Origin of the sequence: Streptomyces dysideae (genome assembly GCF_001514305.1) — a bacterium.
Classification (GTDB): Bacteria; Actinomycetota; Actinomycetes; order Streptomycetales; family Streptomycetaceae; genus Streptomyces; species Streptomyces dysideae.
On the sequence record NZ_KQ949082.1, the window covers coordinates 179870 to 197221 of the forward strand.

Below are 17352 nucleotides of genomic sequence, written 5' to 3' on the forward strand. Positions count from 1 at the left end.
AGCGCCCCCCAAGACGCTGCCTGACATCGTCAACTTAGACCTTCGAACCCCTTCGATGGTTACGTTCACATCACTGTGATCTGCGTCTCTTGCATTTGTCCGTTAGATACGCAAGGGCCCGGATATGCCTGACAGGACCCAAGCGTAAGGAAGATGCGCGAGCCTTGTGAAGAGCTTATGTGAGGGTGGCGCAGGACTCTAGAGGGACCTTGGGCCCTAGTTCGGCGAACCACCGCCCTGAACTCAGCGGAACGTCCGCAGCCGGAGGCTGTTCGTCACCACGAACACCGACGAGAACGCCATCGCCGCCCCCGCGATCATCGGGTTCAGCAGCCCGGCGGCGGCCAGCGGCAGCGCGGCCACGTTGTAGCCGAACGCCCACACGAGGTTGCCCTTGATCGTGGCGAGCGTCCGGCGGGACAGCCGGATCGCGTCCGCGGCCACCCGCAGATCGCCGCGCACCAGCGTCAGATCGCCGGCCTCCATCGCCGCGTCCGTCCCGGTGCCCATGGCCAGGCCCAGATCGGCGGTGGCCAGGGCGGCCGCGTCGTTGACGCCGTCGCCGACCATGGCGACGGTCCGCCCCTCGGCCTGCAGCCGCCGTACGGCGTCGACCTTGTCCTCGGGCAGGACCTCCGCGATCACCTGCTCGATCCCGACGGTCTGCGCCACCGCCTCGGCGACCGCCCGGTTGTCCCCGGTGAGCAGGACCGGCGTGAGCCCGAGCGCGCGCAGTTCGCGCACCGCCTCGGCGCTGGTCTCCTTGACGGCGTCCGCGACGGCGACGACACCGCGTGCCATGCCGTCCCAGCCGACCACCACGGCCGTACGCCCGTCCCTCTCGGCCTTCTCCCTGGCCCGGGCGACCTCGGTGGGTACGTCGTCGTAGAGGCGCCCCACGGCCACGTCACGGCCCTCCACGCGCCCGCGTACGCCCCGCCCGGGGACGTTCTCGAAGGCCTCGACCTCCGGCAGCCGCCCGACCCGCTCCTCTGCGCCCGCGGCGACCGCCCGCGCGACGGGGTGCTCGGAGGCGTGCTCGACGGCGCCCGCGAGCCGCAGCAGCAGCTGTTCGTCGGTGCCCTCGGCGGCGTAGACGTCCTGGAGGGTCATGCGTCCGGTGGTGACCGTTCCGGTCTTGTCCAGTACGACGGTGTCGACGCGGCGGGTGGACTCCAGCACCTCGGGGCCCTTGATGAGGATGCCGAGCTGGGCCCCGCGGCCGGTGCCGACCATCAGGGCGGTGGGCGTGGCGAGCCCGAGGGCGCACGGGCAGGCGATGATCAGTACCGCGACGGCCGCGGTGAACGCGGCCGCCGTGTCCCCGGCCGCCCCGAGCCACACCCCGAAGGTCACGACCGAGAGGACGATGACCGCCGGCACGAACACCCCGGAGATCCGGTCGGCCAGCCGCTGTACCTCGGCCTTGCCGTTCTGCGCCTCCTCGACCAGCTTCGCCATCCGCGCGAGCTGCGTGTCGGCGCCGACCCTGGTCGCCTCGACGACCAGCCGGCCCCCGGCGTTGACTGTGGCGCCGGTGACCGCGTCGCCGACCGTGACGTCCACCGGCACGGACTCGCCGGTCAGCATGGACGCGTCGACCGCGGAGGCGCCCTCGACGACGGTGCCGTCGGTGGCGATCTTCTCGCCCGGCCGTACGACGAACCGGTCCCCGACGGCCAGCCGGTCCACCGGGATCCGCACCTCGCGCCCGCCCGCCCGTCTCCCACCACCGCCCTCAACCGAGAGCGCTTCGCGCTCGCCCCCCTCGTATCGCAGCACGGAGACGTCCTTGGCGCCCAGCTCCATCAGCGCCCGCAGCGCGGCGCCCGCGCGCCGCTTGGAGCGGGCCTCCAGATAGCGGCCGAGCAGGATGAACGTGACGACGCCTGAGGCCACTTCGAGATAGATCTGCGCGGAGCCGTCCACGCGCGCGACCGTGAACTCGAAGCTGTCCCGCATCCCCGTCATGCCCGCGTCGCCGAAGAACAGCGCCCACAGCGACCAGGTGAACGCGGCCAGCGTGCCCATCGAGATCAGCGTGTCCATGGTCGCCGCGCCATGGCGGGCGTTGGTGACCGCGGCCCGGTGGAAGGGCAGGCCGCCCCAGACGACGACCGGCGAGGCGAGGGTGAGCGCGAGCCACTGCCAGTTGTCGAACTGGAGGCCCGGGATCATGGACAGCAGGATGACGGGGGCGGCGAGGAGCGCGGAGACGGTGAACCGCCGGCGGTAGGAGGCCGGCTCGGGGTCTTCGGGTGTCTCCTGAGATTCAGGCTCCGGGGGAGTGGGCTCCTCGGCCGTGTACCCCGTCTTCACCACGGTGGCGATGAGGTCGGCGACCTCGATGCCCGCGGGGTAGCTGACCTTCGCCTTCTCCGTGGCGTAGTTCACCGTGGCGGTGACGCCGTCCAGGCGGTTGAGCTTCTTCTCGACACGGGCCGCGCAGGAGGCGCAGGTCATCCCGCCGATGAGCAGTTCGACCTGGTGCGGCGCGGCTATCGGGGGCTCGGCGGTGGTGCTGGTCATGTCGTCCGTACTCCAGAGAGCGGACCGGGCCGTACGCGACTAGGGGGTGTTTCGAAAGTCCTGTGCGGTGCCCGCGGTGTCCGGTGCGTGCTCTCGGCGCGCCGGACGAAAGCCCTCGTACTGGACGTACTTGGGCTTTTGGCCGGTGCGGCGAGTGGGGGGCACCTCCCACGCCCTTAAGGCAGTGGGGGAGCGTGCCGGGCGCCGTGGGTGCTGTGCGGGACTTTCGAAACACCCCCTAGTGTCGTCCGGTCGGCACGGCCCGGTGCGGAGAGCTGTGGTTCAGGCCTTGCCGACCAGCTCGAAGCCCGCCTCGTCGACGGCGGCGCGGACGGCCTCCTCGTCCAGCGGGGAGGCGGACACGACGGTGACCTCACCGGCCGTGGCGACGGCCTTCACCGAGCTGACGCCGGGGATCTCCGAGATCTCGCCGGAGACGGCCCCCTCGCAGTGGCCACAGCTCATGCCGCTCACCTTGTAGACAGCGGTGACGGAACCCGTGGTGTCGGTCTGGGCGGTCATCTGTTCTCCTCGTCGAGGCGCGTGGGACGTACGGGGTCCACGAGGGGCCCACACTCTCCACGCTATACCCCTACGGGGTATTTCTCCAAGAAGGGTCGCGACCGCGCCGCTCGTACACCCACACCCCGCAGGCCACGAGCACCAGGGAGTCGCCGGTTATGACGGCAAGTCTCCTCGTACTGGTGCCGGGTTGACGTAGCTGAGTTATGCGCACTTCATGGCAGATGCACCCTGCTGGGCATCCTGGCCTGCTCGGGCGTACTCGGCACGGTCTCCTCGGTGTGGCGCGAGGCCGGGGGTGGGCGCTCCGGTCGGCTCGGTGATGACGGTGGTTGAGGCGGTGGGGGAGTTCGGGCCGGTCATCGCCGTGGCGCTAGTGCCGGGCGGGCGTTCGCCGGGCCGCTCGACGGCGGCGCTGCTCGCGGTGTTCGTTCTGCCGAGGAGGCGGAGGACCGGGACAAGGCGGCGGTACACGGTTAGCGTTCCGCCGGTAAGGATGATCTCCGCGGACGGAAGGCGAGGGTGAGCGGATGCGCGCGGTGGTGTTCGAGCGGTTCGGGGAGCCGACCGAGGTGCGGGACGTGGTGGACCCGGAGCCCGCGGAGCACGGGGTGGTGGTCCGCGTCGAGGCCACCGGACTGTGCCGCAGCGACTGGCACGGCTGGCAGGGCCACGACCCGGACATCACGCTGCCGCACGTCCCGGGCCATGAACTCGCCGGTGTGGTCGAGGCGGTGGGCGCCCGGGTGACCGGCTGGCGCCCCGGCGACCGGGTCACCGTGCCGTTCGTGTGCGCCTGCGGGACCTGTGCGGCCTGCGTGGCCGGCGATCAGCAGGTGTGCGAGCGGCAGACCCAGCCCGGCTTCACCCACTGGGGCTCCTTCGCCCAGTACGTCGCCCTGGACCACGCCGATGTGAACCTCGTCGCCGTGCCCGACGAGATGTCGTTCGCGACGGCGGCCTCGCTGGGCTGTCGGTTCGCGACGGCGTTCCGGGCGGTGGTGCAGCAGGGCCGGGTCGCGGCGGGGGAGTGGGTCGCGGTGCACGGCTGCGGCGGGGTCGGCCTGTCGGCGGTGATGATCGCGGCGGCGTCCGGGGCCAGGGTCGTGGCGGTGGACGTCTCGCCGGGGGCGCTGGATCTGGCGCGGAAGTTCGGTGCGGTCGAGTGCGTGGACGCGTCGGGCACGGACAACACGGCGGCCGCGGTCCGCGCCCTCGGCAACGGCGGCGCCCACCTCTCCTTGGACGCCCTCGGCTCCCCCGTCACCTGCGCGGCCTCGGTCAACTCCCTGCGCCGCCGCGGCCGCCATGTCCAGGTCGGCCTGCTGCCCTCACCGGACGGCACGACTCCCGTCCCCATGGCCCGCGCGATCGCCCTGGAACTGGAACTGCTGGGCAGCCACGGCATGGCCGCGCACACCTACCCGCCGATGCTGGAACTGGTCCGCGCGGGCATGCTGAGGCCCGACCTGCTGGTCACGTCCACGATCCCGCTGGACGCGGTACCGGAAGCGCTGACGGCGATGGGAACGGCACCGGGCGCGGGGGTCACCGTCATCGAGCCGTGGAGCTGAGGGGGACCCGATGAGACGCCTGTGCCCCACCCGACAGGTGGGGCACAGGTTCGCTTCCGGGAGGTCAGTCCATTCTGCGGCCGCGATTGCCGGGCCTGGACGCCACCCAGGCACGGACGGTGTCGGGGTACCAGAAGGGCTTGCCGCCCTCCACATGGTCGGGCGGCGGCAGCAGCCCGTGCTTGCGGTAGGACCGCACGGTGTCGGGCTGCACGTGGATGTGCGCCGCGATCTCCTTATAGGACCAGAGCCTTCGGTCGGTCATGAGGTGCACCTCCCTGCGCGCACCGCGGCGGCGACCGAGGACGGCCGTCGGGGGTACCGGGCGCTGCGCTGGCGATCACAATGCCTGTGCCCCGTGAACGACACCGACCGAGAGAAGGGCAGGGCCTGTGCACCGGGTGTGACGCAAGACCCGCGTACACGTCACACACGTGACACGAAGGGTGCGTTTGTGACAGAGCCGCTGCAAAGGTACACGCGGGCGCAAGGGCGCGGCGCGTTGACACAGCCCGCTCCCAGCCGCGAGTCGGGGCGGTTCACCTGATTCTTGCGAGGATGCCCCGGCGTTCACGCCGGGGAGGAATCGCTTCTCGAACCGGTGACGCGGAGCGTCTACCGTGTCCCATGGCCGGGCACGGAGTGCCCGCATTGCTGTCCGGCGGAGCCGGGGAATTCGCACGCGCATGCTGGATGGTCGCGAGTGTGGGTGAATGCGTGCGAAGTCCGCCCGGGTGTGCGATGCGCTGCCTACGTTTGGGGCCGTGAAGCTGGTGGTGCAAATGAAGCTGTTGCCGTCGCCGGAGCAGGCGGCGGCGCTGGAGGCGACCCTGCGCGCCTGCAACCGGGTCGCCGCCCACGTCTCCCGGACCGCCTTCGAGACGGGCGTGACGGACCGCAACGGCCTGCAGAAACTGGTCTACGCGGACATCAAGGCCACGTTCGGGCTGTCGGCACAGCCCGCGGTGCGGGTGGTGAAGAAGGTCGTGGACGCTTACGGCGCGCTCGCGGCGAGCCTGAAAGCCGGGCGGCTGGGCGCTCCGGGGGCGAGGCGGTACCGCAAGGCCATCGGCTCGCCGGTCACTTTCCGGCCCGACGCGGCGCAGCCGTTCGACGACCGGTGCCTGTCCTGGCAGATGGACGCGCGCACGGTGTCGATCTGGACGGTGGACGGGCGGATGCGCGGCATCCGCTACACCGGCTCGCCGGACCAGCTCAAGACGCTGGCTGAGTACCGCAAGGGCGAGTCCGACCTGGTCCAGCGGGACGGGAAGTGGTTCCTGATCGCGACCTGCGACATTCCCGATCCCGAGGTGTACGAGCCGGCCGACTGGATCGGTGTGGACCGCGGCATCGTCAACCTCGCCACCACCAGCGACGGCACCAACCACCAGGGCCGTCGGCTGAACCGCTACCGGCGCTGGCAGGCCCGCAAACGCGCCGAACTCCAGGCAAGGCAGAGCCGTTCGGCCACCCGCCGCCTGGCCCGCCGGGCGAAGAAGGAGCATCGCCATGCCACCCATGTGAACCACCGGATTTCGAAGGAGATTGTGTCCGTCGCGCAACGCACCGGTCGTGGGATTGCCGTCGAGCAGCTCGACGGGATCCGCGACCGGGTACGGCTTCGCCGCGACCAGCGGGGCACCTTGTCTACCTGGCCGTTCCACCAGCTCGGACAGCACCTCGCCTACAAGGCCCGCCGGGCCGGGGTGCCGTTTGTGGAGGTGGATCCGGCGTACACCTCGCAGCGCTGCCCGCGCTGCGGGCACACCGAGCGGGCCAACCGGCCCGAGCGACACCGTTTCTCCTGTCGTCGGTGCGGCCTCGCTGGGCCTGCCGACCACGTCGCCGGCGTCAACGTGCGCAACCGCGCGCGCTCGGCGTGGGTGTTCGTCACCGCACCCGTCCCCGCACCGGCCTGAACAGGCTGGACCGTGGAGAGATGCGACCCGTGACCGTCCTGTCGTAGGGGGCAGTCGGGAGCGCGACAAGGTGTGAACGACCGAGTACACAAGCTCGGCCGTTCACGGCCGAGAAGGTGACATCCTGAGCCACGGCCGGCCCGAACGGCGTCTTCCTGGCCCGCACATCGGCCAACAGCCGGGCTCGCGCCTGGGAGTTGTGGCGACGCGGGGCCCAGTCAACGGCCCCTGCCACGCCCCGGCAACACCGCCGGACCAGGGCTGAACGCAAACGCAGTGTCACCGCCAGTGACGCCCGTTGCGCAAGCCCGACGCCTTGGCGCTGCCTTGGCACCGGGTAGTTGACATGCAGATACCCGATCCGCTCACCGTACGTCTCGATCAGCTTGACGCTGTCCCCACCGCAGTACGCGTAGCGCCCCGTGTCCAGGCAGAGCGACACCAGCCCGGAGTGCGTCCCGTCCAGGAACCGGGCGTTCTCCTCACGGTCGATACGCGTGTCGGCATGCGGATGGACGACGATCTGCAACCCGTACCGCTCCCGCACCTCACGCCCCAGACGCTCCGTCGGCGAGGTGAGGCTCCGCCACCGCTCCGGCGTCAGAGGGACTGCGCGACCTCGTCGAGGAACCGCTGCCAGGGGACCTGCGCAGGGTCGTCGGGGAACCAGACGCCCCAGGAGTCGGGCGCCGATCCGACACGGATACGGGACATACCGGAAACTGGGGGCTGTGGTGACAACGACGTCATGCCGGTCAGCTTCTGATCGCACAGCAAGCGCTGTCAATACCTGGTCCGAATGTCTGGACAAAACATTGACAGGGCCGCTTGCGCCGGACTAGAAACCGGGGTGAGCCGATACGAAGGGAAGCCGATGGCGTACGACCTGATCACCATGGGGCGGATCGGAGTGGATCTCTATCCGCTGCAGACCGGGGTCCCGCTGCCGCTGGTGACGACCTTCGGCAAGTTCCTCGGCGGCTCGGCGACGAACGTCGCGGTCGCCGCCGCCCGCCTGGGCCGGCGTACGGCGGTGATCACGCGCACCGGCGACGACCCGTTCGGCACCTACCTGCACGAGGCCCTCCAGGGCTTCGGCGTCGACGACCGCTGGGTCACCCCGGTCCCGGGCCTGCCCACGCCGGTCACGTTCTGCGAGGTCTTCCCGCCGGACGACTTCCCGCTGTACTTCTACCGGCAGCCCAAGGCCCCCGACCTGGAGATCGACGCCCACGAGCTCGACCTCGACGCCATCCGGGACGCCCGCATCTTCTGGATGACCGGCACCGGCCTGAGCGAGGAGCCCAGCCGCACGGCGACGCTGGCGGCCCTCGCCCACCGCGCCAAGTCGGGCACGACGGTCTTCGACCTCGACTGGCGCCCCATGTTCTGGCAGGACCAGTCCGAAGCCCGCCCGTTCTACGAAGAAGCCCTCCGCCACACCACCGTCGCCGTCGGCAACCTCGACGAGGTGGAGGTCGCCACCGGCGTCCGCGAACCCGAGGCCGCCGCCCAGGCCCTCCTGGACGCCGGTGTCGAGATCGCGGTCGTCAAGCAGGGCCCCAAGGGCGTCCTCGCAGTCAACAGCAAGGGCGACCGGGCCGAGGTCCCGCCCCTCCCCGTGACCGTCCTCAACGGCCTCGGCGCCGGTGACGCCTTCGGCGGCTCCCTCTGCAACGGCCTCCTCGAAGGCTGGGACCTGGAGACGATCATGCGGCACGGAAACGCCGCCGGTGCCATCGTCGCCTCCCGTCTGGAGTGCTCCTCCGCGATGCCCACGCCGGACGAGATCGAAGCCGCGCTGACCGCGGGAGCCGTGAAGTGACCGTCGACATCGCGGAACTCGTCCGCCTGCGCACCCGGCACCCCGAGGCGATCGCCGAGGCCGCCGCCCGGCGCGTCCGCCGGCCGCTGCTGGGTGACAACGACCGGCTGATGATCGTCGCCGCCGACCACCCGGCCCGCGGCGCGCTCGGCGTCGGCGACCGCAAGCTCGCCATGGCCAACCGCGCCGACCTGCTCGAACGCCTCTGCCTTGCGCTCTCCCGCCCCGGCGTCGACGGCGTCCTCGCCACCGCCGACATCCTCGACGACCTGCTGCTGCTCGGCGCCCTCGACGGCAAGATCGTCATGGGCTCCATGAACCGCGGCGGCCTCCAGGGCGCCAGCTTCGAACTCGACGACCGCTTCACCGGCCACCGCGCCGAGGACATCGAGCGCCTCCGCTTCGACGCGGGCAAGCTGCTCCTGCGTATCGACTACGACGACCCGGGCTCCCTGACCACCCTGGAGTCCACGGCCCGCGCCATCGACGACATGGCCGCCCGCCGACTCCCCGTCTTCGTCGAGCCGTTCATCAGCCGCCGCACCGCCGAGGGCAAGGTGAAGAACGACCTCTCCGCCGAGGCCGTCACCAGGTCCATCGCCATCGCCTCCGGCCTGGGCGGCACCTCCGCCTACACCTGGCTGAAGGTCCCCGTCACCGACAACCCCGACGACATGGCCGAGGTCATGGCGACGTCCACCCTCCCCGCCGTCCTGCTGGGCGGCGAGGTGGGCGACGATCAGGACGGCGCGTACGAGAAGTGGCGCGGCGCCCTCCAACTCCCCACCGTGCGCGGCCTGGTGGTGGGCCGCTCGCTGCTCTACCCGGCGGACGGCGATGTGGCCGCCGCCGTGGACACCGCCGTAGGACTGCTGTGAGGGCCGCCACATGACCAGCGATCTGTACGTCGAGAAGGGCGCCACCGCGAACGCCCGGTACACCGTCGACATCGACCCCAAGCGGGCCGGCTGGACCCACAGCAGTCTGCGGATCGTCGAGCTGGAGCCGGGCGGCACGCACGCCTTCTCCAGCGGTGACAGCGAATGGATCGTGGTTCCGCTGAACGGCGGGTGCACGGTGCACGTCGAGGACGAAGAGTTCCAACTCCTGGGCCGGGAAAGCGTGTTCAGTGGAGTCTCCGACTTCGCGTACGTACCCCGGGACGCCCGGGCACAGATCGCCTCCGGCGCGGGAGGCCGCTTTGCTTTGGCAGGAGCGAAGTGCGAGCGAAGACTCCCCGCCCGCTACGGCCCCGCGCCGGAGGTCCCCGTCGAAGAGCGCGGCAGCGGCAACCGCCTGCGCCATGTCCGCAACTTCGCCTCCGCCGACGCCTTCGACTGCGACAAGCTGATCGCCGTCGAGGTGATCACCCCCGGCGGCAACTGGTCCTCGTACCCGCCGCACAAGCACGACGAGCACCGGCCCGGCGAGGAAGCGGAGCTGGAGGAGATCTACTACTTCGAGATCGACGGCCCGAACGGTTTCGGCTATCAGCGCGTATCTCCCTCCCGTGAGGGCGGATCCGACGTCCTCGCGGAGGTCCGCTCCGGCGACGCCGTCCTCGTCCCCGACGGATGGCACGGCCCGTCCATCGCCCAGCCCGGCCACGACATGTACTACCTCAACGTCATGGCCGGTCCGGGCGAGAACCGGGAGTGGCGGATCTGCTTCCATCCGGCCCACCTAGAAACAGCAGAGGGATACCGATGACGGTGCAGACCTCAACGACGAGGCTCACGGTCGCGCAAGCGCTCGTCCGCTTTCTGTCCGCCCAGTACACCGAGCGCGACGGCGTACGGCACCGCCTGATCGGCGCCACCTGGGGCATCTTCGGCCACGGCAACGTCGCCGGACTCGGCCAGGCGCTCATCGAGTACGGCGACGTCATGCCGTACCACCAGGGCCGTAACGAACAGTCCATGGTGCACGCGGCCGTCGGCTACGCACGCCAGTCCAACCGCCTCTCCACGCACGCGGTCACGACCTCCATCGGCCCCGGCGCGACCAACCTCGTCACCGGCGCCGCGCTCGCCACGATCAACCACCTCCCGGTCCTGCTCCTGCCCGGCGACACCTTCGCCACCCGCCCCGCCGACCCGGTCCTCCAGCAGCTCGAAGTGCCGTACGCCGGTGATGTGTCGGTCAACGACTGTCTGCGCCCGGTGTCGAGGTACTTCGACCGGATCACCCGCCCGGAGGCCCTGATCCCGGCGGCTCTGCAGGCGATGCGGGTGCTGACGGACCCCGTCGAAACCGGTGCCGTGACGCTGGCGCTCCCGCAGGACGTCCAGGCCGAGGCGTACGACTGGCCCGAGGAGTTCTTCGCCGAGCGCACCTGGGTGGTACGCCGGCCGGGTGCCGACCCGACCGAACTCGCCGAGGCGGTACGGGCGATCAGGTCCGCGCGAAGGCCACTCCTGATCGCCGGCGGCGGCGTCCACCACAGCCGCGCCGAGGAGGCCCTCGCCGAGTTCGCGGAGACGACGCGCATCCCCGTCGCCTCCACCCAGGCCGGCAAGGGCTCCCTGCGCCACGACCACGCCCAGGACGTCGGCGGCGTCGGCCACACCGGCACGGCCACCGCCAACGAACTCGCCCGCCAGGCCGACCTGGTGATCGGCGTGGGCACGCGGTACACCGACTTCACGACCGCCTCCGGCACGCTGTTCACGGGCGAGGGCGTCCGCTTCCTCAACCTCAACGTCGCGCCCTTCGACGGCCACAAGCTCGCCGGTATGCCGCTCGTCGCGGACGCCCGCATCGGCCTGACGGAGCTCACCCAGTCGCTGGGCATGCACGGGTACGGGGTCCCGGACCCGTACGTCAGCGAGTACACCGAGGACAAGGAACGCTGGGAACAGCGCGTCGACGCCTGCTACGAGGCCGACGAGATCGACGTACGCCCGACCCAGCCGCAGGTCCTCGGCGCACTGGACGCGATCGTCGACGAGTCGGACGTCATCATCAACGCGGCCGGCTCCCTCCCCGGCGACCTGCACAAACTGTGGCGGGCACGGTCGTACGACCAGTACCACCTGGAGTACGGCTACTCCTGCATGGGCTACGAGATCCCGGCCGCGATCGGCGTGAAGATGGCCGCCCCGGACCGTCCCGTGTGGGCGCTGGTCGGCGACGGCACCTATCTGATGATGCCGACGGAGATCGTTACCGCCGTGCAGGAGGGCGTCGCGATCAAGATCCTGCTGGTGCAGAACCACGGGTACGCGTCCATCGGCGGCCTGTCGGAGACGGTGGGCGGCGAGCGATTCGGCACCGCCTACCGCTATCAGTCGGACGACGGGACGTACACGGGCGCCCCGCTCCCCGTCGATCTCGCCGCGAACGCGGCCAGCCTCGGTATGCGCGTCCTGCGCGCCAAGACGGTCAGCGACCTGCGCGAGGCACTCGCGGAAGCGCGTGCCGCCGACACTCCCACATGTGTCTACGTCGAGACCCAAACGGCAGACACAGTGTCGGGCGCGCCGCCCGCGCAGGCCTGGTGGGATGTCCCTGTGGCCGAGACCGCGACCCGACCGTCTGCGGTGAAGGCCCGCGAGGAGTACGACCGGCACGTCTCTACCCGACGCCGCCATCTGTGAAGGAGCTCTCTGGAATGACGAAGATCGTCAACCACTGGATCGGCGGCAAGCCCGTTGCGAGCGCCGCAGGCGCGTCGGGTACGTACGGGCCGGTCACCGACCCGGCGACCGGCGCGGTCACCACGAAGGTCGCGTTCGCCACGGTCGACGAGGTCGACGCTGCGGTAGCCGCCGCCAAGGACGCCTACCTGAGCTGGGGCCAGTCCTCGCTGGCCAAGCGCACGGAGATCCTGTTCCGCTTCCGCGCCCTGCTGGACGCCAACCGCGACGCGATCGCCGAGCTGATCACCGCCGAGCACGGCAAGGTGCACTCCGACGCCCTCGGTGAGGTGGCGCGCGGCCTGGAGATCGTCGACCTGGCGTGCGGCATCAGCGTGCAGCTCAAGGGCGAGCTGTCCACGCAGGTCGCGAGCCGCGTGGACGTGTCGTCGATCCGGCAGCCGCTGGGTGTCGTCGCGGGCATCACGCCGTTCAACTTCCCGGCGATGGTGCCGATGTGGATGTTCCCGATGGCCATCGCGTGCGGCAACACCTTCGTGCTGAAGCCGTCCGAGAAGGACCCGTCGGCATCCTTGAAGATCGCCGAGCTGCTCGCCGAGGCCGGTCTGCCGGACGGCGTCTTCAACGTCGTCCACGGTGACAAGGTGGCCGTCGACCGCCTCCTGGAGCACCCGGACGTCAAGGCGGTGTCGTTCGTCGGCTCGACCCCGATCGCCCGCTACATCCACACCACGGCCGCCGCGAACCACAAGCGCGTCCAGGCCCTGGGCGGCGCCAAGAACCACATGCTGGTCCTCCCGGACGCCGACCTCGACGCGGCGGCGGACGCCGCGGTGAGCGCGGCCTACGGCTCGGCGGGCGAGCGCTGCATGGCGATCTCGGCCGTGGTCGCCGTCGGCGCGATCGGCGACGAGCTGGTCGCGAAGATCCGCGAACGCGCCGAGAAGATCAAGATCGGCCCCGGCAACGACCCGACCTCCGAGATGGGCCCGCTGATCACGAAGGTCCACCGCGACAAGGTGGCGTCGTACGTGACGGGTGCGGCGGCGGAGGGCGCCGAAGTGATCCTCGACGGCACCGGCTACACGGTCGAGGGCTTCGAGGAAGGCCACTGGATCGGCATCTCGCTCCTCGACAAGGTGCCCACGACGGCGAAGGCGTACCAGGACGAGATCTTCGGCCCGGTGCTGTGCGTACTGCGCGTCGACACCTACGACGAGGGCGTGGCCCTCATCAACAGCTCGCCGTTCGGCAACGGCACCGCGATCTTCACCCGCGACGGTGGCGCCGCCCGCCGCTTCCAGCTGGAGATCGAGGCCGGCATGGTCGGCGTCAACGTCCCGATCCCGGTCCCCGTCGGCTACCACAGCTTCGGCGGCTGGAAGGACTCCCTCTTCGGCGACCACCACATCTACGGCAACGACGGCACGCACTTCTACACCCGAGGCAAGGTCGTCACCACCCGCTGGCCGGACCCGGCGGACGCCCCGTCCGGGGTCGACCTGGGCTTCCCGCGCAACCACTGACGCCCTTAGGGGCCGTCGGCAGACAACAGGACCACCCGAGCTCTTGTCCGTACCACGGACGCGGTACACGAACACCACCCCGTACACCTCAGGGATGTCCCGCGATTCAGCCCCCGGTCGATAACTTGCCGACAGCTTCAACCCGTACCGTTGAACCATGGATCTTCGACTGCCCGGACTACAGGGGCGTATACGGAGGCCGCGACGGTGGATCGCCGCCGCGGCCTCCGTCGTCGTCCTCACAGGTGCCGGTACATGGACGGCCGTCGCCGCCGACGACGCGCCGCCGGTGCACAGCACCGACCGGGTCATGGACATGGGCGACGGGGTACGCATCGACACCTCGTACTTCACCTCCTCGGAAGCGGGCCGCCGCCCCGCCGTCCTGCTGGCGCACGGCTTCGGCGGCAGCAAGGGCGACGTACGGCAGCAGGCGGAGGACCTGGCCCGCGGCGGCTACGCGGTGCTCACCTGGTCGGCCCGGGGCTTCGGCAGGTCGACCGGCACGGTCGGGCTGAACGACCCGAAGGGCGAGGTCGCCGACGTCTCGCAGCTGATCGACTGGCTGGCGAAGCAGCCCCAGGTCCAGCTCGACAAGACCGGCGACCCGCGTGTGGGCATGGCGGGCAGGTCGTACGGTGGCGCGATCTCCCTGCTCGGCGCCGGGTACGACGACCGGGTGGACGCCATCGCCCCGGCGATCACCTACTGGAACCTCGCGGACTCCCTCTTCCCGAACGGCGTCTTCAAGAAGCTCTGGGCGGGCATCTTCGTCAACTCGGCAGGCGGCTGCGACAAGTTCGAGACCAAGATCTGCGAGATGTACGAGAGGGTCGCCGAGTCCGGCACCCCGGACGACGCGGCCCGCAAGCTCCTGGAGGAGCGCTCACCGTCCGCCGTCGCCGACCGCATCAAGGTGCCCACCCTGCTCGTGCAGGGCCAGACCGACTCCCTCTTCCCGCTCGGCCAGGCCGACGCGGCCGCGAAGGCCATCCGCGCCAATGGCGCCCCCGTCGAGGTCGACTGGATCTCCGGCGGCCACGACGGCGGCGACCAGGAGACGAGCCGCGTCCAGGCCCGCGTCACCTCCTGGTTCGACCGGTACCTCAAGGACGACAAGGGAGCCGACACCGGCCCCGCGTTCCGGATCACCCGCACCGGAGGCGTCGACTCCAGCGACGGCGAGGCCCAGCTCAGGGGCGCGAGCGCGGACTCCTACCCCGGCCTGGAGAGCGGCGAGCAGTCCGTCCCCCTCACCGGCGACGAGCAGAGCTTCACCAACCCGCCCGGCGCCAGCCCGCCCGCCGTCTCCGCCCTGCCCGGCCTCGGCGGCGGCGGACTCGCCCAGCTGTCCTCCCTCGGCGTCGGGATCTCGCTGGACTTCCCCGGCCAGTACGCCCGCTTCGACTCGGCGCCCGTCACCGACGACCTCCGCATCACCGGATCCCCGACGGCCACCGTCCACGTCAAGTCGACCGGCGACGACGCCGTCCTCTTCGCCAAGGTGTACGACGTCGGCGCCGACGGCACCCAGCAGGTGCTGCCGAGCCAGCTGGTCTCGCCCCTCCGCGTCGAGGACGCCAAGTCCGGCAAGGACGTGACCATCACGCTCCCGGCCGTCGACCACGACATCGAGCAGGGCCACCGCCTCCGCCTGGTCCTCTCCTCCACGGACCTCGGCTACGCCTCCCCGGCGGCCCCGGCGACCTACACCGTCTCCCTGAAGGGCGACTTGAAGGTGCCGACGGCACCCGGCGTGACGACCGCGGCCGCCGCACTGCCGTCGTGGGTGTGGTGGCTGCCGCTCGCGGGCGCGGCGATCGCCCTGGCCCTGCTGCTCACGGGCCGCCGCCGCACCACCGCGGCACCCCCCGACCCCGGGCTGGCCGACGTCCCGCTCCAGATAAAGGACTTGAGCAAGCGGTACGCCAGGTCGGCGGACCGGTACGCGGTCCGGGACCTGTCCTTCCGCGTCGAGAAGGGCCAGGTACTCGGCCTCCTGGGCCCCAACGGCGCGGGCAAGACAACCACGCTCCGCATGCTGATGGGCCTGATCAAGCCGGACGACGGCGAGATCCGCGTCTTCGGGCACGCCATCGCGCCCGGCGCCCCGGTGCTGTCCCGCGTCGGTGCCTTCGTCGAGGGCGCGGGCTTCCTCCCGCACCTGTCCGGCCGGGAGAACCTGGAGCTGTACTGGCGGGCGACCGGCCGCCCCGCCGAGGACGCCCACCTGGACGAGGCCCTGGAGATCGCCGGCCTCGGCGACGCGCTGGCCCGCGCGGTCCGCACGTACTCCCAGGGCATGCGCCAGCGCCTGGCCATCGCCCAGGCCATGCTGGGCCTTCCGGACCTCCTCATCCTCGACGAACCGACCAACGGCCTCGACCCGCCCCAGATCCGCGAGATGCGCGAGGTGTTGATCCGGTACGCGGCCGCCGGCCGCACGGTGATCGTCTCCAGCCATCTGCTGGCGGAGGTCGAGCAGTCCTGCACCCACCTCGTGGTCATGGACCGCGGCAGGCTCGTCCAGGCGGGCCCGGTCGGGGCGATCATCGGCTCCGGCGGCACCCTGCTCGTCGGCCTGGCGGCCGACATCGCTGATCCGCTGGTGGAGAAGGTGGCGGCGCTGTCCGGCGTGGAGTCCGCGGTGCGGACGGACGACGGCCTGCTCGTACGGCTCGTACCGGGCGGTGCGTCCGGCCGCGAGGAGCATGCCGCCGCGGCGACGGCGATCGCCGCCGGGACCCGTCCGGGCGTCGCCCTTGCTTCCGCCGGTGAGAGGGGCGCGGAAGCGCCCGCGGCTGTCGCCGACGGTTCCGCGGCCGCCGCCCGCCTCCTGGTCGAGCTGGTACGTCTCGAAGTCCCGGTCGCCTCGCTCGGCCCGCACCGCCGCCTGGAAGACGCCTTCCTCACCCTGATCGGAGGTTCCGCATGAGCACGCTCGTCGAGAGCACTGCGCGCACCGAGGTGGCTTCCGGTTACCGGGCGGGTCGCACCCTGCCGCTCCGCGTCGAGCTGGTCCGCCAGCTGAAGCGGCGCCGCACGCTGGTCATGGGCGGGATCCTGGCCGCCCTGCCGTTCGTCCTGGTCATCGCCTTCGCGATCGGCGGCGAGCCGGACGGCGGGGGCAACCGGATCACGCTGATGGACACGGCGACGGCGTCCGGCGCCAACTTCGTCGCGGTGAACCTGTTCGTCTCCGCGGGCTTCCTGCTCGTCGTCCCCGTCGCCCTGTTCTGCGGGGACACGGTCGCCTCGGAGGCCAGCTGGTCCTCGCTGCGTTATCTCCTCGCCGCGCCGGTGCCGCGCGCCCGCCTGCTGTGGTCCAAGCTCGTCGTCGGGCTCGGCCTCAGCCTGGCCGCGATGATCATGCTGCCGGTGGTCGCGCTGGCCGTCGGCACGGCCGCCTACGGCTGGGGCCCGCTGGCGATTCCCACCGGCGGCTCGCTCGCCCCGGGCACCGCGGCCCAGCGGCTCGTGGTGATCGTGGCGTTCATCTTCGTGTCCCAACTGGTCACCGCGGGGCTCGCGTTCTGGCTGTCCACCAAGACGGACGCCCCCCTGGGCGCGGTCGGCGGCGCGGTCGGCCTGACCATCGTCGGCAACGTCCTGGACGCCGTGACCGCCCTCGGCGACTGGCGCCACTTCCTGCCCGCGCACTGGCAGTTCGCCTGGGCCGACGCCGTACAGCCGCGTCCCGAGTGGTCCGGCATGATCCAGGGCACGGCGATTTCCATAACGTACGCACTCGTGCTGTTCGCCCTGGCCTTCAGGGGTTTCGCCCGCAAGGACGTGGTGTCGTAGGTCAACGGAAGATCACCGGCCGGTCTCGACGGCCCCGCTCCGTTGCCTCTT

General features: G+C 71.0%; 12 protein-coding genes and 1 pseudogene. 9 read left to right on the forward strand and 4 right to left on the reverse strand.

Annotated elements, in window-relative coordinates; translation table 11 throughout:
• Positions 1-243: 243 nt before the first annotated feature.
• The gene (locus AQJ91_RS15770) at positions 244-2529 is read right to left on the reverse strand and encodes a heavy metal translocating P-type ATPase (protein ID WP_067021432.1); all 2286 of its coding nucleotides are present in this window, start codon (positions 2527-2529) and stop codon (positions 244-246) included.
• Between the two features lie 282 nt (positions 2530-2811).
• Positions 2812-3051, reverse strand: a complete 240-nt coding sequence (locus tag AQJ91_RS15775; protein ID WP_067021436.1) for a heavy-metal-associated domain-containing protein — start codon at positions 3049-3051, stop codon at positions 2812-2814.
• 530 nt (positions 3052-3581) lie between these two features.
• Between AQJ91_RS15775 and AQJ91_RS15785 the strand changes: the two genes are divergently transcribed.
• On the forward strand, positions 3582-4625 hold the full coding sequence (locus AQJ91_RS15785) for a zinc-dependent alcohol dehydrogenase family protein (RefSeq protein ID WP_067021439.1): 1044 nt from the start codon (positions 3582-3584) through the stop codon (positions 4623-4625).
• A 64-nt stretch (positions 4626-4689) separates the two neighbouring features.
• On the opposite strand, the gene AQJ91_RS15790 is transcribed toward AQJ91_RS15785, so the two are convergent.
• The gene (locus AQJ91_RS15790) at positions 4690-4890 is read right to left on the reverse strand and encodes a helix-turn-helix transcriptional regulator (RefSeq protein ID WP_067021441.1); all 201 of its coding nucleotides are present in this window, start codon (positions 4888-4890) and stop codon (positions 4690-4692) included.
• Positions 4891-5389: 499 nt separating this feature from the next.
• Here AQJ91_RS15790 and AQJ91_RS15795 point away from each other — a divergent pair, with 499 nt between their 5' ends.
• Positions 5390-6547, forward strand: a complete 1158-nt coding sequence (locus AQJ91_RS15795) for an RNA-guided endonuclease InsQ/TnpB family protein (RefSeq protein WP_234382313.1) — start codon at positions 5390-5392, stop codon at positions 6545-6547.
• A gap of 328 nt (positions 6548-6875) precedes the next feature.
• Here the strand turns inward: AQJ91_RS15795 and AQJ91_RS49450 are convergent.
• Positions 6876-7297 (reverse strand): annotated as a pseudogene (locus tag AQJ91_RS49450) (sugar phosphate isomerase/epimerase family protein); the annotation flags it as partial.
• A gap of 124 nt (positions 7298-7421) precedes the next feature.
• Between AQJ91_RS49450 and iolC the strand changes: the two are divergent.
• The 7 genes from iolC (at position 7422) to AQJ91_RS15835 (ending at position 17301) form a co-directional block, all read left to right on the forward strand.
• On the forward strand, positions 7422-8372 hold the full coding sequence (iolC, locus tag AQJ91_RS15805) for a 5-dehydro-2-deoxygluconokinase (RefSeq protein WP_067021444.1): 951 nt from the start codon (positions 7422-7424) through the stop codon (positions 8370-8372).
• Positions 8369-9250: a Cgl0159 family (beta/alpha)8-fold protein gene (locus AQJ91_RS15810; RefSeq protein WP_067021446.1), complete on the forward strand. Its 882-nt coding sequence runs from the start codon at positions 8369-8371 to the stop codon at positions 9248-9250. The genes iolC and AQJ91_RS15810 overlap by 4 nt, the downstream gene beginning before the upstream one ends.
• A gap of 10 nt (positions 9251-9260) precedes the next feature.
• Positions 9261-10082, forward strand: coding sequence for a 5-deoxy-glucuronate isomerase (iolB, locus tag AQJ91_RS15815; protein WP_067021450.1), 822 nt, complete (start codon positions 9261-9263; stop codon positions 10080-10082).
• Entirely contained in the window at positions 10079-11971 is a 1893-nt protein-coding gene (gene iolD, locus AQJ91_RS15820) for a 3D-(3,5/4)-trihydroxycyclohexane-1,2-dione acylhydrolase (decyclizing) (protein ID WP_067021451.1), read from the forward strand. The genes iolB and iolD overlap by 4 nt, the downstream gene beginning before the upstream one ends.
• Positions 11972-11985: 14 nt before the next feature.
• The gene (mmsA, locus tag AQJ91_RS15825; RefSeq protein ID WP_067021452.1) at positions 11986-13497 is read left to right on the forward strand and encodes a CoA-acylating methylmalonate-semialdehyde dehydrogenase; all 1512 of its coding nucleotides are present in this window, start codon (positions 11986-11988) and stop codon (positions 13495-13497) included.
• Positions 13498-13654: 157 nt separating this feature from the next.
• Complete coding sequence (locus AQJ91_RS15830) at positions 13655-16432, forward strand: CocE/NonD family hydrolase (protein WP_067021453.1); 2778 nt, start codon at positions 13655-13657, stop codon at positions 16430-16432.
• On the forward strand, positions 16429-17301 hold the full coding sequence (locus tag AQJ91_RS15835) for an ABC transporter permease (RefSeq protein ID WP_067021455.1): 873 nt from the start codon (positions 16429-16431) through the stop codon (positions 17299-17301). The genes AQJ91_RS15830 and AQJ91_RS15835 overlap by 4 nt, the downstream gene beginning before the upstream one ends.
• Positions 17302-17352 lie beyond the last annotated feature (51 nt).